Below are 15,429 nucleotides of genomic sequence, written 5' to 3'. Positions count from 1 at the left end.
CGGCATCGCCGCGACCTCGAAGGTCGCGGCGGTGACTGAGAGGAAAGGGATTTCACGATTCCCTATTCCCGATTCTCAATTCCCACCTGCGGCGCGGTCCAGCAACCACTGCGTCAACAGCCCCACCGGGCGTCCGGTGGCCATGCCGCGCTTGCCTTCGTCGCTGGCGACGCCGGCGATGTCCAGATGCGCCCAGCGCTGGTTCTCGGTGAAGCGCGACAGGAAGCAGCCGGCGGTGATCGCGCCGCCCCAGCGGCCGCCGATGTTGTAGACGTCGGCGAAGGTGGAATCCAGCAGGCCCTGGTACTCGTCCCACAGCGGCAGGCGCCAGGCGCGGTCGAACACGTGCTCGCCGGCGGCCAGCAGTTCGTTGGCCAGGTCGTCGTGCTTGCTCATCAGGCCGGCGGTCTGGTGACCCAGCGCCACCATGCAGGCGCCGGTCAGCGTGGCCACGTCCACCAGGGCTTCGGGGTTGAAGCGCTCGGCGTAGGTCAGCGCATCGCACAGGATCAGGCGGCCTTCGGCGTCGGTGTTGCCGACCTCGATGGTCTTGCCGGACATGCTGGTGATCACGTCGGAGGGGCGGTAGGCATTGCCGTCAATGGCGTTCTCCACCGCCGGCACCACCACCACCAGGTTGATCGGCAGCTCGGCCTTGACCGTGGCCACGAAGGTGCCGATGACGTTGGCGCCCCCGCACATGTCGTACTTCATTTCCTCGATGCCGCCCTGCGTCTTGAGGTTGACGCCGCCGGTGTCGAAGGTGATGCCCTTGCCGACCAGCACGTAGGGGCGCGCGTCGCCGCCGCCGTTCCACTTCAGCACGATCAGCCGCGGGCGGTTGGCCGAGCCACGCGCCACCGACAGCAGCGAGCCCATGCCCAGCGACTCCATCTGCGTCTCGTCCAGGATCTCGGCCTCGGCGCCGGGGAACTTGCCGGCGAAGGCGGCTGCGGTCTCGGCCAGGTAGGCCGGGGTGCAATAGTTCGGCGGCAGGTTGCCCAGCTCGCGGGCGAATTCCACGCCCTCGGCGGTGGCCACGCCCACGGCCAGGGCACGGGCGTCGTCGCCGGCGATCGCCAGCGTGGTCAGGCCGGTCTCGTCGACCTTCTTCTTGCCCAGCGTGGCGGTGTAGCGGTAGGCGGCATGGTCGCTGACGATGATCGCCTGGCGGATGTTCCAGGCGCTGTCGCGCGCCTTGACCGGCAATTCGGTCAGGGTGAGCAGGGCGGTGCCGACCGGGCCGGTCTTGAGCGCGCGGGTCGCATCGCCCACCGCCTTGAGGTACGGCGCCACGCCGAACTTGCCGGCCTCGCCCAGGCCCACCACCAGCACGCGCGGGGCGGCAACGCCCGGCAGGTCGTGCAGCAGGCTGGTGCTGCCGGTCTTGGCAGCCACGTCGCCACGTGCCACCAGGGCCGTCAGACGGCCCTGGCTGGCACTGTCCAGCGCCTGGGCGGCGGGCGACAGGGTCTTGTCGGCGAACACGCCAACCACGATGCAGTCGACGGCGGCGCTTGCCGGCGCGTCTTGGTTCAGGGTGAATTGCAGGGCCATTGATCAGATTCCGTAGGCAAATCCGTACAATCGCGGGCTGTTTACGCCAACCGGACTAGGCTGGCGCCGCCGCGAACGAATCCGAGAGTTTAAAACAAGCCCACCCCATGCCGAAGCTCGATCGATACCTGCTTAGCGATTTCACCCAGAGCTTCCTGGCCACCTTGATCGTGCTGCTGGTCGTTAGCGTGGGCGGTGTGCTGGTGGATATCCTCGGCAATATCGCCGATGGCCGCATCCCTGCTCGCTTGCTGCTGTCCCAGGTGGGCCTGCAATTTGTGGCGTACCTGCCGATCATCCTGCCGCTGGCGCTGATGCTGGGGCTGTTATTGGCACTGGCGCGGCTGTACCGCGATTCAGAAATGGCGGTCATCACCGCCATCGGCGTGGGCCCGCGGCGCATGTTGCGGCCGATGTTGATGCTGGTGGTGCCGGTCGTGGTGGTGATCGGGTTGTGCTCGCTGTGGCTGGGCCCCTGGGCCAGCCGCACCGCCGAGACCATGCTGGAGGACGCCAACCGCAGCATCGTGATGGCCGGCCTGGAATCGGGCAAGTTCACGCCGCTGTCCGGCGGCGGGGTGGTCTACCTGACCACGATCTCGGCCGACGGCAAGGGCCTGGGCAAGGTGTTCCTGCAGCGCCAGAAGGACGACCGCATCGACGTGGTCACCGCCGACCGCGGCGCGATGTTCTTCGAAGGCAAGGCCGACCGTTACCTGCGCCTGGAGGACGGCTACCGCATCGAAGGCCCGGCCGCCGGCAACACCCTGGACTACCGTTTGATGAAGTTCGCCAGCAACGACGTGGCCTTGCCCGACCGGGCCCAGGTGCACGATGCCAACGATCCGGAAGTGATGTGGACCACGCAGCTGCTCTCGGACCAGCGCCCGGCGGCGCGCGCGCAGCTGCATGAGCGCCTGGCGCCGCCGTTGCTGGCGCTGGCCTTCGCGCTGCTGACCCTGCCGCTGTCGCGCAGCGCGCCGCGGCAACAGCGTTACGGCCGGATCATGCTGGCCTTCCTGGCCTACATGGTGGGTACCAATCTGATGATCGTCGGCACCCAGTGGATCGCCAATGGCAAGACCCCGGCTGCGCTCGGTCTGTGGTGGCTGACCTTGCCGCTGCTGGCGGTGGCGATCTGGGCGTATGCGCGCGATGGCCGCGTGCGCCGGCCGAGGGTGCGCGCATGAGGCTGATGCCGCGGGTGCATGACTGGTACGTCGGGCGTGCGGTGCTGTTCACCGTGCTGCTCACCTGGGCGGTGCTGCTGGGCCTGGACCTGGTCAATGCCTTTGCCAGCGAGGCCAAGAACATCGGCCAGGGTGCCTACACCTTTGGACACGCGATCGCGTATGTGGCCTACACGGTGCCGCGCCGGGCCTACACCTTGTTTCCGACCGCTGCGGTGATCGGCGCCTTGATGGGCCTGGGCCAGCTGGCGGCGACGTCCGAACTCACCGCGCTGCGCGCACTCGGCGTGTCGCGCAAGCGCATGTCGGCTTCGGTGGTGGCGGCCATGGCGCTGCTGACCGCCACCATGGTGATCAGCGGCGAGACCGTGGGGCCGTGGGCACAGAACCAGGCCGATACCCTGAAAACCAGCGCCCGCTACAACAGCGACATGGCAATGGCGCGCTATTCCGGCCTGTGGGCGCGCGAGGGCGACACCTTCCTCAATGCGCTGAGCGGCGAAGAGAAGCTGCTCGATGGCGGCGGCACCGCATTGGACCTGCACGATGTGCGGCTGTATCACCTCGATGCCGGCGGCCGTCTGGCGCAGCTGACCTACGCGGCGCTGGCCGAGAACCGCAACGGGACCTGGACGCTGCGCCAGGTGCGCCGCGATACCTTCCAGGAACGCTCGGTGCAGCGCGAAACCTTCCCCGAGCTGGCATGGCAGTCGCAGCTCAGCCCGGCAGCGCTGGCGGCCGGGCTGGCCAAGCCGCGCAACCTGTCTGCGCGCGATCTGCAGCAGAGCATCGAATACCGCCGCCGCAACGGCCTGGATGCGCGCGACTACGAAGATCAGTACTGGAGCCGCTGGTTCTACCCGCTCAACGTGCTGGCGCTGTGCATGGCGGCGATCCCGTTCTCGTTCGGTTCGCTGCGCAGCGGCGGGCTGGGCAAGCGCCTGTTCCTGGGCATCCTGTTCGCGCTGGGGTTCTGGCTGCTGCAGCTGTTCTTCGGCCGCATGGCCGGTGCCCTCAAGCTGGACTACCGCATCGCCTATGCGCTGCCACCGATGGTGATGCTGGGCGTGTCGGTGTGGTTGTTCCGACGGCGCAGTAGCTGACGCGGCTGCGCCGGTTCAGCGTCTTCGGAACCGTGCGCTGCCTGCGCTAAACGGTGGTACCGGTTTGCGCGTGTGGCTGCCAGGGCTTTGCACGGCGGCCGCATTCCAGCACTGCCTGCCGGGGAGGTCGGCAAGCTGCCGGCCCAGGCGTTTCAGCGCTTGGGCGTGCGCTGCAGCCGGGTGCCGCTGGCACGGTCGTGCCAGGCCAGCCGATCGCGGTCCAGCCAGGCCCACCAGAATCCCGCGCCAGCCAGGGCCAGCGACAGCGTGCCGACGGCATAGCGGATCCACAGTACGCGCCACGAGGCTTGCGGCCCGACCAGCGACAAGCGCCACGGGCGCATGCCCAGGGTCTGGCCACCCCGCCGCCAGCTGACGGTGGCGTAGACCCCGGCCGCGATCCAGCAGCACAGCCACAACAGCCATTGCCAGCCGCTGAAGGGGGCAATGTTTTCGCGGGCCGGATGCCCGGCAAGCGTAAATCCCAACGTGAACGCGGCGGAGATCAGCATCCACAGCGCGAGCACCGGCCAGGCGTCGTAGCACATGGCCAGCAGTCGCCAGACCACCAGGGCAGGTGCGCGCGCGATGAGCGGTGCGGGGGGCGAAGTCATGCCGCGAGCATAGCCGGCGCAGGCGAGCGAGCAACGTCGCGCTGCGGCAATCCCGTGCCAGGCGGGGCCTGGGTGTCGCGCTGAGAGCCACGTGGCGTGTGGCCGATCGAGGCAGTCTGCGTTGCCAAATCCCGCTCCTGGCTGACATGGCGCGCCGCAAAACGCATGCCACGCTCTATGCTGTTGCGATGTCAGCCAGCAGTCCTGCCGAACGCCGCCAACTGGCGCAACACCTGCCGCCGGTGCAGGCCGCCGATGCCGCCGCCATCGAACGCTTTCTGGACCGGTTGTGGGCCGAGCAGGGCGTGGCGCGGCAGACTCTGGACAGTTACCGGCGCGACCTGGAAGGGCTGGCGCGTTGGCGCGACGGTGCCGGCGGCGGCTTGCTGGGTGTCGATCGGGCGGTGTTGTTCGACTATCTGCGCTGGCGCACCGAGGCGCGCTATTCGCCGCGCAGCAATGCCCGGCTGCTGTCGACCCTGCGTGCGTTCTACGGCCTGTGTCTGCGCGACGGCGTGCGCGGCGACGACCCTACCGCATTGCTGGACCCGCCACGCCTGCCGCGCTCGCTGCCCAAGGCGCTGACCGAGACGCAGATCGAGGCGCTGCTGGCCGCGCCCGATATCGCCACGCCGCTGGGCCTGCGCGACCGCGCGATGCTCGAGCTGATGTATGCGGCCGGCCTGCGCGTCAGCGAACTGGTCAACCTGCCGGCGGTGGGGGTCAACCTGCGCCAGGGCGTGCTGCGGGTCACCGGCAAGGGCAGCAAGGAGCGCCTGGTGCCGTTGGGCGAGGAATCCCAGCACTGGCTGGAGCGCTATCTGAGCCAGGCGCGCCCGCTGCTGGCCAGCCACAAGGCGGTGGCAGCGGTGGACGGGCAGGTGCCGTTGTTCATCGATGCGGCGCGGCAGCCACCCAGCCGCCAGCAGTTCTGGGCGCTGGTCAAACGCTATGCGGCGGTGGCCGGGATCGACCCCGCCACGGTCAGCCCGCACGGGCTGCGGCACAGCTTTGCCACCCATCTGCTCAACCACGGCGCGGACCTGCGCGCGCTGCAGATGCTGCTCGGGCACAGTTCGCTGTCCACCACCCAGATCTATACGCTGGTCGCGCGTCAGCACCTGCAGAAGCTGCATGCCGCCCATCACCCGCGCGGGTGATGGCGGGTGCGCCGCAGGCGAGGCAACGGTCCAGAGAAAGAAGAAAGCGTTTCAGCCGCTGTCTGGCTTCATCTGCGCTGTGCGAGAATCCAGGCACCCCATTCCACTGGATGCGTGAATGTATCGTCTTGCCATCGCCGCGCTGCTGGGCGCACTCAGCCTTACCGCCTGCGCGCAATCCTCGCAGCCTGCGGCAAGCAACGCCGGCGCCAAGCCAGCCGCTGCTGCCGCCCCCGCCGCCGCGGGCAACGTGGACCAGCGTGTGAGCGTTGCGCTCAAGGCGCTGGATCCGGATTTCAAGCCGGACTACATCGGCGCAGCGCCGTTCCCCGGTTTCCGCGAAGTGGTGGTCGGCGGGCAGGTGCTGTACGTCAGCGACGACGGCCGTTACCTGATCCAGGCGCAGCCGTTCGACATCCAGAACAAGCAGTTCGCTGCCAGCCCGGGCCTGCTGGCCTACCGCCGCAAGCAGCTGGAGACCGTGCCCAAGGCCGACCGCATCGTGTTTGCGCCGGCAAACCCCAAATACACCGTGACGGTGTTCACCGACGTGGAATGCGGCTACTGCCGCAAGCTGCACAGCGAGATCGGCGAGCTCAACAAGCAGGGGATCGCGGTGGAATACCTGGCGTTTCCACGCATGGGCCTGGGCAGCCAGGACCACAAGGAAATGATCGCGGTGTGGTGCGCCGCCGACCGCAAGCAGGCGCTGACCGCGGCCAAGTCCGGGCAGCCGGTCAATGCCAAGGACTGCAAGAACCCGGTGTCGATGGAATACACGCTGGGCCAGCGTCTGGGCGTCAACGGCACTCCGGCGATCTTCGCCCCGGACGGCACCCAGCTCGGTGGCTACCTGCCGCCGGCGCAGCTGCGTGAAGCGCTGGAAAAGCGCGCGGTCACCACCGCCGGTGGCAGCCGCTGACCTCGCCGCCGGCAGCGCCGTGATGCTGCGCTGACGCTGGCCGCCGCGACGGTCGGCGTGATCGATCAACAGGCCGGGATGCGCATGCATTCCGGCCTGCTGCGTTTCAGGACCGGCTGGCAGCGGGGTTTGGGCTGGCAGCACGGTTTGTCGGGTGAGAGCGGCGATGGACCGGCGTGGCGGCCAGCGCTGCGGACGTCGCCCCCGCGCGCAGATCCGGCCCAAGGCAGGTGTGCGTGCGAATCCGGGTCGGCATCGCCATCCGCCGCTGCCGCTGCCGCATCTGGCCGGAACGTGCCGAATCCGCGCCGGGCGGTGCGAATCACCACCGCACGGATCGCTGGCCGCCACATCCCGGGTCCGGCGCCGACGCATCAGCTCCGTTACAATCTGCAGCCCCGTTTCTGACACGGTTCCCCGGACATGATGGTCCTCGAGGGCGCTTCCGCCCTTTCGCCGTTCCGCCGCGCTCGGCTCGAAACCCGCCTGCAAACCCTCGTTCCCGCGCTGCGCATTACCGGCGCCTGGCACGTCTATTTCATCCGCGCCGAGGCCGGGCAAGCGCCCGACCAGGCCACCTTGCAGCGGATCCTGCAGGCCGAAGCCGCCCCCGCGCCGCGGGCCGAGGAGGCTTCCTCGCGTTACGTGGTGCCGCGCCTGGGCACGCTGTCGCCATGGTCGAGCAAGGCCACCGAACTGGTGCGCGGGGCCGGGCAGCCGATCCAGCGCGTGGAGCGCGGCACCCGCATCGATCTGGCCGGCTGGCCGGCCGACGACGCGATGCAGGCCGCCGTGGCCAAGCTGCTGCACGACCCGATGACGCAGTCGCTGCTTGGCTCGGCCGCGGCCGCCGAGGCGCTGTTCAACGTGCCCGATCGCGGGCAGTTGCAGCGCGTGCCGCTGGCGGCGCTGGAGCAGGCCAACCGCGACCTGGGCCTGGCCCTGGCGCAGGACGAGATCGACTACCTGCGCGAACGCTTCGCCGAGCTGGGCCGCGACCCGGCCGATGTCGAGCTGATGATGTTTGCCCAGGCCAACTCCGAGCACTGCCGGCACAAGATCTTCAACGCCAGCTGGACCATCGACGGCAAGCCGCAGGAACGTTCGCTGTTCCGCATGATCAAGCACACCCACCAGCAGACCCCGCAGCACACCCTGTCGGCCTACAGCGACAACGCAGCGGTGGTGGAAGGCGTGCCGGCCGCGCGCTATCGGCCGGATCCGGCCAGCGGCGAGTACCGCGCCGAGGCGGTGCTGCCGTCGGCGTTTGCGATCAAGGTGGAAACGCATAACCACCCGACCGCGATCGCGCCATTCCCCGGCGCCGCCACCGGTGCCGGCGGCGAGATCCGCGACGAAGGCGCCACCGGCCGCGGCGGCAAGCCCAAGGCCGGCCTGACCGGGTTCACGGTCTCGCACCTGCGCATCCCGACCCTGCCGCAGCCCTGGGAGGCGCCGCGCGCGCTGAACCCGCGCATGGCCCCGGCGCTGGACATCATGCTCGACGGCCCGCTCGGCGGCGCCGCGTTCAACAACGAATTCGGCCGGCCGAACCTGCTGGGCTATTTCCGCAGCTTCGAGCTTGCCGAAGGGCAGGGCCTGACCCGTGCCTACGACAAGCCGATCATGCTGGCCGGTGGCCTGGGCGCGATCGATCGCAACCAGGTCGAGAAGCTGCGCCTGCAGCCCGGCGATGCGGTGATCGTGCTGGGCGGCCCGGCGATGCTGATCGGCCTGGGCGGCGGTGCGGCCAGTTCGGTGGCCGCCGGCGACAGCGCCGAGGCACTGGATTTCGCCAGCGTGCAGCGCGAGAACCCGGAGATGGAGCGCCGCTGCCAGGAGGTCATCGACCGCTGCGTGGCGCTGGGCACCGACAACCCGATCCGCTGGTTCCATGACGTGGGCGCGGGCGGCCTGTCCAACGCCATTCCCGAGTTGCTGCACGATTCGGGCGTGGGCGGCATCATCGACCTGGGCCGCGTGCTCACCGACGACCCCTCGCTGTCGCCGCTGGAACTGTGGTGCAACGAATCGCAAGAGCGCTACGTGCTGGGCGTACCGCAGGCGCGCCTGGACGAATTCGCCGCGATCTGCGCGCGCGAGCGCTGCCCGTTTGCCGCCGTCGGCGTGGCCACGGCCGAGGAGCGGCTGGTGGTCGGCTACGGCGTCTTCGACGCCGGGAATGGGGAGTTGGGAATCGGGAATGGTAACGGCGCACTGCCGGTTGCCGATGCCGCTTCTCACCATTCCCCATTCCCCACTCCCGATTCCCAGCTGCCGATTGATTTGCCGATGGACGTGCTCTTCGGCAAGGCGCCGAAGATGCATCGCGATGCGGTGCATCCGCCGGCGCCGCAATGGCCGGTGCTGCAGACCGCCGCGCTGGATCTGCAGCAGGCTGGCCTGCGCGTGCTGGCGCATCCCACGGTGGCGTCCAAGAGCTTTCTGGTCACCATCGGCGACCGCAGCGTGGGTGGCCTGACCGCGCGCGAGCAGATGATCGGCCCGTGGCAGCTGCCGCTGGCCGATTGTGCGATCACCCTGGCTGGCTTCGATACCTTCGCCGGCGAAGCGATGTCGATCGGCGAGCGCACCCCGCTGGCGTTGTTGAACGCCGCCGCGTCGGCGCGCATGGCGGTGGGCGAGGCGATCACCAACCTGTGCGCCGCCCCGGTGCAGACGCTGGACAGCATCAAGCTCTCGGCCAACTGGATGGCCGCGGCCGGTCATGCCGGCGAAGACGCCTTGCTGTACGACGCGGTGCGCGCGATCGGCATGGAGCTGTGCCCGGCGCTCGAGCTGAGCGTACCGGTGGGCAAGGACTCGCTGTCGATGCAGGCGCAGTGGGTTGTCGGGAATGGGGAATCGGGAATCGGGAATGACGAAACGTCGCAGCCCGCAGCTTCCACCATTCCCGATTCCCCACTCCCCATTCCCGGTGGAACGCGCAAGAGCGTTTCACCGGTCTCGCTGATCATCAGTGCGTTCGCACCTGTCGCCGATGTCCGCACGCAGTTGACGCCGCTGTTGCGTAGCGACGAAGAGAGCGAGCTGTGGTTGATCGGGTTGGGCGGCGGCAAGCAGCGTCTGGGTGGCTCGGTGCTGGCGCAGGTGTATGCCGACGATGCCGCGCTACCGGCATTCGGCGGCGAGGTGCCGGATCTGGACGATGCGCAGCGGCTGCGCAGTTTCTTTGAACTGATCCGCGCCGCGCGCGAGAGTGGCCTGTTGCTGGCGTATCACGACCGCAGCGATGGCGGTGCGTTTGCGGCACTGTGCGAAATGGCGTTCGCCTCGCGCCAGGGCCTGGATATCACGCTCGATGCCTGGGGCGACGACGCGTTTCGCAGCCTGTTCAACGAAGAACTGGGCGCGGTGGTGCAGATCGCCAACGAGGATCGCGCCGCGTTCGCCGATCTGGTCGAGCGGCATGCCTTGACCGAATGCGCGCAGCGCATCGCACGTCCCACCGGCGCGCCGCGCATCCGCGTGAGCGGGCAGGGCCGCGTGCTGGCCGAGTGGCGTTGGGAAGCCTTGTTCGATGCCTGGTGGTCGGTGAGCCACGCCATGCAGAAGTTGCGCGACAACCCGGAAACGGCCGACGAGGAGCGCGCGCAGGCGCGCGACTTCCAGGCGCCGGGATTGCGTCCGAAGCTGGTGTTCGATCCGTCCGAAGACGTGGCCGCGCCCTTCGTGGCGACCGGTGCGCGGCCCAAGGTGGCGATCCTGCGCGAGCAGGGCGTCAACGGGCAGATCGAGATGGCCTACAACTTCGAGCGCGCCGGTTTCCGTGCATTCGACGTGCACATGAGCGACCTGATCGAAGGCCGGGTGGATCTGGCGCAGTTCTCCGGGTTTGCCGCCTGCGGCGGCTTCAGCTACGGCGACGTGCTGGGTGCCGGCCGCGGTTGGGCCACCTCGATCCTGGAACGGTCGGCCTTGCGCGATGCGTTCGCCGCGTTCTTCGCGCGCAGCGACACCTTCGCGCTGGGCGTGTGCAACGGCTGCCAGATGCTCAGCCAGCTCAAGGACATCATTCCCGGTGCCGAGCATTGGCCGCGGTTCCTGCGCAATCGCAGCGAGCAGTTCGAAGCGCGCACCGCCTTGCTGGAAGTGGTGGAGTCGCCGTCGATCTTCCTGCGCGGCATGGCCGGCTCGCGGATTCCGGTGGCGGTGGCGCATGGCGAAGGCCGCGCCGAGTTCGACACCGTGGTGGATCAGGCCGCTGCACGTGTGGCCCTGCGCTTCATTGATGGCGATGGCGCGGTGGCCTCGCAGTACCCGCTCAATCCGAACGGCTCGCCGGACGGCATCACCGGGCTGACCAGCACCGACGGTCGCGCCACCATTCTGATGCCGCATCCGGAGCGCACCCCGCGCACGGCAAACCTGAGCTGGCACCCGGCCGACTGGGGTGAGGACTCGCCGTGGCTGCGCATGTTCCGCAATGCGCGGGTCTGGTGCGGTTGATGATGTGGCGCGGTACGGCATGAGCTGAAGCGCCGTACCAACGGTGCCATTGGACGGCCGTGTGCAGCGATGCACACGGCCGTTGTCGTTTCTGGTCCTGCAAGAAAGTAAGTAATCAACGCCGGGACATGGTTTGCTTTACGTCACTATAAAAACTACTAGTTATTTACTCGCGGTATATGGTGATGCTGCTTGTGTGATGTCAATCCCAATTGAATCTTTGGTTTTTCAATAGATTCAGACCACGTTTTGAATCATTGATTCATGGCGTTTCTGCAGCACTTTATGTCGCGATTCGTGGGTTCTTTTGCGCGGGTAATCTCCGGCGCAGACGCAGTGCGAGTGCATTTTATATAAACCTCAGGGGGACCGTGCGATGCAATCGCGCGGTGGTCGGTTTTTACACCAGACCAATGGGGAGTAAGTCGTCGATGAAACCAATGTACTTGGATGCCGGCGGTGGGCAGCATGCCCATTGCCGAACGGGCAGGCTTGCCTGCGATGTGGGGAATCAGCGGTTGAATCGATCGCCGGTGCACGCGCGCGGCAGGCTGGCGGCAGCGATGCTGCTGGCACTTGCCGGCGTGGCCGCAGCTGCCCAGGCCACCACGCATGCCGATGCGCTTGCGCATTGCACGGTGGTCGAGGGCCGGCAACGTTGCGACACCGATGCGGCGACCCGCAACGACGTAGTGCCTGCAACCGCGAGCGCGCAGGTGACCGCAACGCCTGCGGCCGATACCGATGCACCGGGGTTTGCGGATGGGCAGGATGCGTTGGCACTGGGCAATGCAAGCAATGCGCTGGGCGATGGCACCAGTGCGTTCGGTGGCGGAAGCCTGGCGCTGGAGCGCGACGCCACCGCGATCGGGCACAACGTGTCGGCCGCCGGGGAATCGGCAACCGCCATTGGCGGCGTGGCAACGGTCTACGACTACGACGCATTCGGTTTTGTCATCGGGCAACGCGAACAGGCCACGCAAGCGTCCGGGGTGGGGGCGACGGCCATCGGCGGTGGTGCACTGGCCGGCGATCCGTTTTCCAGCGCCCTGGGCAGCGGCGCCAGCGCCATCGGCGTGCAGGGCACGGCGGTGGGGTATCGCGCGCAGACCGGCAACGACGGCGCCACCGCGGTGGGCGGTCTGTCCACGGCCAGTGGTTTTCTGTCCACCGCCGGCGGCTACAGTTCGCGTGCCAGCGGAGATACGTCCACCGCCTTCGGTTACCGGGCGCGCAGCGAAGGCAGTAGCAGTATTGCAGTGGGCGATACCGCACTGGCCAGCGGGGTGCAAAGTGTGGTGGTGGGTGGCATCAGCAACTTCGGCTCGATCACCGCCGCCACCGGAACAGGCGGCATCGCGCTCGGCGCAGGTGCGCAGAGCCAGTCCGACTATGCGATTGCCATTGGCTACGATTCCAACATCTTTCCGAATCGGCCTGGCAATACCGATTCCGTGGCGATCGGCCACAGCGCCGGTTCGTTCGCGCCACGCACGGTATCGCTGGGTGGTTTTGCATTGACCATGGGCGATGGCGGCATCGCGATCGGTCACGACAGCACGGCCTACCTGGAAAACAGTATCGCCTTGGGCGCGCGCGCGGCCACCTCGTGGTTCAACGGCAACAACACCGCGATCGGTGCAGATTCCCAGACCAATGGCATCGATGCGCTGGCGATCGGCTATGGCGCGCGCGTGGGCGATTTTGTCGACGATGCCTGGAACCGTTCGGCATCCAGTGCCGTCGCACTGGGCGCACATTCCTACGCGTACCGCAGCAACACGGTGTCGGTGGGCGATGTGCAGGCGGGTTTGGTGCGGCAGATCACCAGCGTGGCGGCCGGCACCGAAGCCAACGATGCGGTCAATTTGGCCCAACTCGACAGCGTGCGTGCGATCACCAATCGGCTCGACAGCACGCTGGCCATTGGCAAGACCGATACGGACGAAGCCGCTGCCCATGTCGACGGACTCAATGCGCTGGCCTTGGGGAGCGCCAGCAACGCGATCGGCGACGGCGCCAATGCGCTGGGCTCGGGCAGCCTGGCGCTGGGGCGCGATACCGTGGCTGTCGGCCGCAACGCCAGCGCGGCCGATGCCTCGGCCGTTGCAGTGGGCGGCGTGGCGTCCGTGCCGGTGTTCGATGCGGCGGGCTCGATCGTCGGCGCGCAGGAACAGGGTGCCTCGGCCCAGGCGCGCGGCGCGGTGGCGCTGGGCAGCGCGGCCATTGCCCAGCGCAGCTTCGCCACTGCGGTCGGCACGGGGGCCGCGGCCAGTGGCGAGCAATCGATGGCGGCCGGATTCAGCGCCCGTGCGCAGGATGATGTGGCCACTGCGGTGGGCGCCTTTTCGAGCGCCCGCAGTGCGGCGGCGTCGGCCTTCGGCTTCGGTGCGCTGGCCAACGCGAGCATGACCACGGCGGTGGGCTTCAACGCCTCCAGTCTTGGCGAGGGCAGTGTGGCCGTGGGCAGTCTGGCGGTTGCCGCTGGCGAGCGCAGCGTGACGCTTGGCGGAATGTCACTGATCAGCTCCACACTCAGGTCGGCAGGTGCCTTCCGGGTCGGTGGCGTTGCCATCGGCGCCGGCGCGCGAAGCGACGGCGATTACGCCGTTGCGCTGGGCTACAACGCCAATGTGTTCTCCAACGACACCAACGCCGATGCGGTGGCGATCGGCCATAGTGCAGCGTCGTTCGCGCCGCGCACGGTGGCGCTGGGGGCGCTGGCATCTGCCGAGGGCGTTGAGGGGATCAGCATCGGCTACGACGCGCGCGCCACCTCCAGCAGGAGCATTGCGATCGGCAGCGGCGCCAATACGTCGATCCTCCATGGCGACAATATCGCCCTGGGAACCAACGCCAGGGCGGATGCGCCCGACGCGATCGCGATCGGGCGCAATGCCAGCGTCGGCGTGTTCGTCGGTGAGGCGGGCAGCGCGGCGATGGCACTGGGCGTGCAATCCAATGCGCTGGGCAACAACAGTCTGGCGATGGGCTACAACGCCTTTACTCGGCAAGGGGGCAGTAACGCTGTCGCACTCGGTGCCGATGCCGGTGCCAGTGGTGCCGATTCGGTGGCACTGGGCGCGGGCTCGCGCAGCTACGAGGCCAACGTGGTGTCGGTGGGCAACGGCAATGGCCGCGGCGGCCCGGCCACGCGTCGCATCGTCAATGTCGGCAGCGGCGCGATTGCCAGTGCCAGTACCGATGCGATCAACGGCGGCCAGTTGTTCCAGTCGTTGAGCAACGCTGCCAGCTTCCTCGGCGGTGGCGCGGCGATCGGTGCGCAAGGGGTGTTCGTGGCACCGACCTACGTGATCCAGGGCAGCAGTTACCGCAATGTGGGCGAGGCGCTGACTGCGCTGGACAGCAAGGTCAGCGAGCTGGATGCGCGAGGTGGAGCGGCCACCTCCGGCACTGCCGCACGTTCAAGCGCTGCGCGTGTGGCAGCGGCGCCTTCACCAGTTGCGGACGCCTCGACTGTCGCCACCACGGCGGATGCGACAGACGATGGCCTGCAGGCAACAGCGCTGGCCACCGACGGCATGCCAGAAAGTTCGGCGTCGTCGGTTGCTGCAACGGCCAGCGCGCTGGATGCAGGCAACGCGGTGCAGGGCACGCCGACCGCAGCGGTGGTCGGCAGCATCACCCCGGCCGCAACGTCCACCGCCGTCGGCACGGCGGCAGTGGCCAACCACGTGACCGGCACGGCGATCGGCGGCAGCGCCTATGCGCATGGCCCCAACGACACTGCGATTGGCAGCAACGCACGCGTCAATGCCGATGGCAGCACCGCGGTCGGCGCCAATACGCAGATTGCCGCGGTGGCGACCAATGCGGTGGCCATGGGCGAAGGCGCGCAGGTCAGCGCGGCCTCCGGCACGGCGATCGGCCAGGGCGCACGGGCAAGCGCACAAGGTGCGGTGGCCCTGGGTCAGGGGTCGGTTGCCGATCGCGCCAACACGGTGTCGGTGGGCAGCGTCGGCGGCGAGCGTCAGGTGGCCAATGTGGCCGCCGGCACGCGTGCCACCGATGCGGTCAACAAGGGCCAGCTGGACAACGGCGTCGCCGCGGCCAACAGCTATACCGACAGCCGCTACAGCGCGATGGCCGACAGCTTCGAAACCTACCAGGGCGACATCGAGGACCGTCTGCGTCGGCAGAACCGTCGCCTGGATCGGCAGGGTGCGATGAGCTCGGCGATGTTGAACATGGCCACCAGCGTCGGTGGCATCGCCACGCAGAACCGCGTCGGTGCCGGCGTCGGTTTCCAGAACGGCGAATCGGCGTTGTCGGTGGGCTACCAGCGTGCGATCAGCCCGCGCGCCACGCTGACGGTGGGCGGCGCGCTCAGTGGTGACGACAGGTCGATCGGCCTGGGCGCCGGCTTCGGCTGGTAACGCAGGCCTTGCCGTT

8 protein-coding genes are annotated in these 15,429 nt (G+C 68.3%); 6 read left to right on the top strand and 2 right to left on the bottom strand.

All coding sequences use genetic code 11. From position 1 onward, the window contains the following. Positions 1–75: 75 nt before the first annotated feature. Positions 76–1,557 carry a leucyl aminopeptidase gene (locus H7A87_RS16425; protein WP_104649404.1) on the bottom strand — a complete coding sequence of 494 codons (1,482 nt, stop codon included), beginning with the start codon at positions 1,555–1,557 and terminating at the stop codon, positions 76–78. 107 nt (positions 1,558–1,664) lie between these two features. Between H7A87_RS16425 and lptF the strand changes: the two genes are divergently transcribed. Further along, positions 1,665–2,747, top strand: coding sequence for an LPS export ABC transporter permease LptF (gene lptF / locus H7A87_RS16420; protein ID WP_104585974.1), 1,083 nt, complete (start codon positions 1,665–1,667; stop codon positions 2,745–2,747). Further along, a complete protein-coding gene (gene lptG, locus H7A87_RS16415; RefSeq protein ID WP_104585972.1) occupies positions 2,744–3,850 on the top strand; it encodes an LPS export ABC transporter permease LptG in 1,107 nt (368 codons plus the stop codon). Before lptF ends, lptG begins: the two co-directional genes overlap by 4 nt. A gap of 152 nt (positions 3,851–4,002) precedes the next feature. On the opposite strand, the gene H7A87_RS16410 is transcribed toward lptG, so the two are convergent. Further along, positions 4,003–4,464 (bottom strand): RDD family protein, encoded by a 462-nt coding sequence (locus H7A87_RS16410; RefSeq protein WP_119127313.1) that lies wholly within the window; start codon positions 4,462–4,464, stop codon positions 4,003–4,005. A 188-nt stretch (positions 4,465–4,652) separates the two neighbouring features. On the opposite strand from H7A87_RS16410, the gene xerD reads away from it, so the two are divergent. From xerD to H7A87_RS16390, 4 genes are all read left to right on the top strand, one after another. Beyond that, positions 4,653–5,624 (top strand): site-specific tyrosine recombinase XerD, encoded by a 972-nt coding sequence (gene xerD / locus H7A87_RS16405; protein WP_104585982.1) that lies wholly within the window; start codon positions 4,653–4,655, stop codon positions 5,622–5,624. A 118-nt stretch (positions 5,625–5,742) separates the two neighbouring features. Then, positions 5,743–6,546 (top strand): DsbC family protein, encoded by an 804-nt coding sequence (locus H7A87_RS16400; protein ID WP_104585968.1) that lies wholly within the window; start codon positions 5,743–5,745, stop codon positions 6,544–6,546. A gap of 423 nt (positions 6,547–6,969) precedes the next feature. Then, positions 6,970–11,016 carry a phosphoribosylformylglycinamidine synthase gene (purL, locus tag H7A87_RS16395; protein ID WP_119127315.1) on the top strand — a complete coding sequence of 1,349 codons (4,047 nt, stop codon included), beginning with the start codon at positions 6,970–6,972 and terminating at the stop codon, positions 11,014–11,016. A gap of 431 nt (positions 11,017–11,447) precedes the next feature. Further along, complete coding sequence (locus tag H7A87_RS16390) at positions 11,448–15,413, top strand: YadA-like family protein (protein WP_119127317.1); 3,966 nt, start codon at positions 11,448–11,450, stop codon at positions 15,411–15,413. Positions 15,414–15,429: the final 16 nt, after the last annotated feature.

Origin of the sequence: Xanthomonas sp. CPBF 426 (genome assembly GCF_903989465.1) — a bacterium.
GTDB classification, from domain to species: Bacteria; Pseudomonadota; Gammaproteobacteria; order Xanthomonadales; family Xanthomonadaceae; genus Xanthomonas; species Xanthomonas euroxanthea.
The sequence above is the reverse complement of the archived record's forward strand: the minus strand, read 5'-3'. Positions and strand labels throughout refer to the sequence as shown.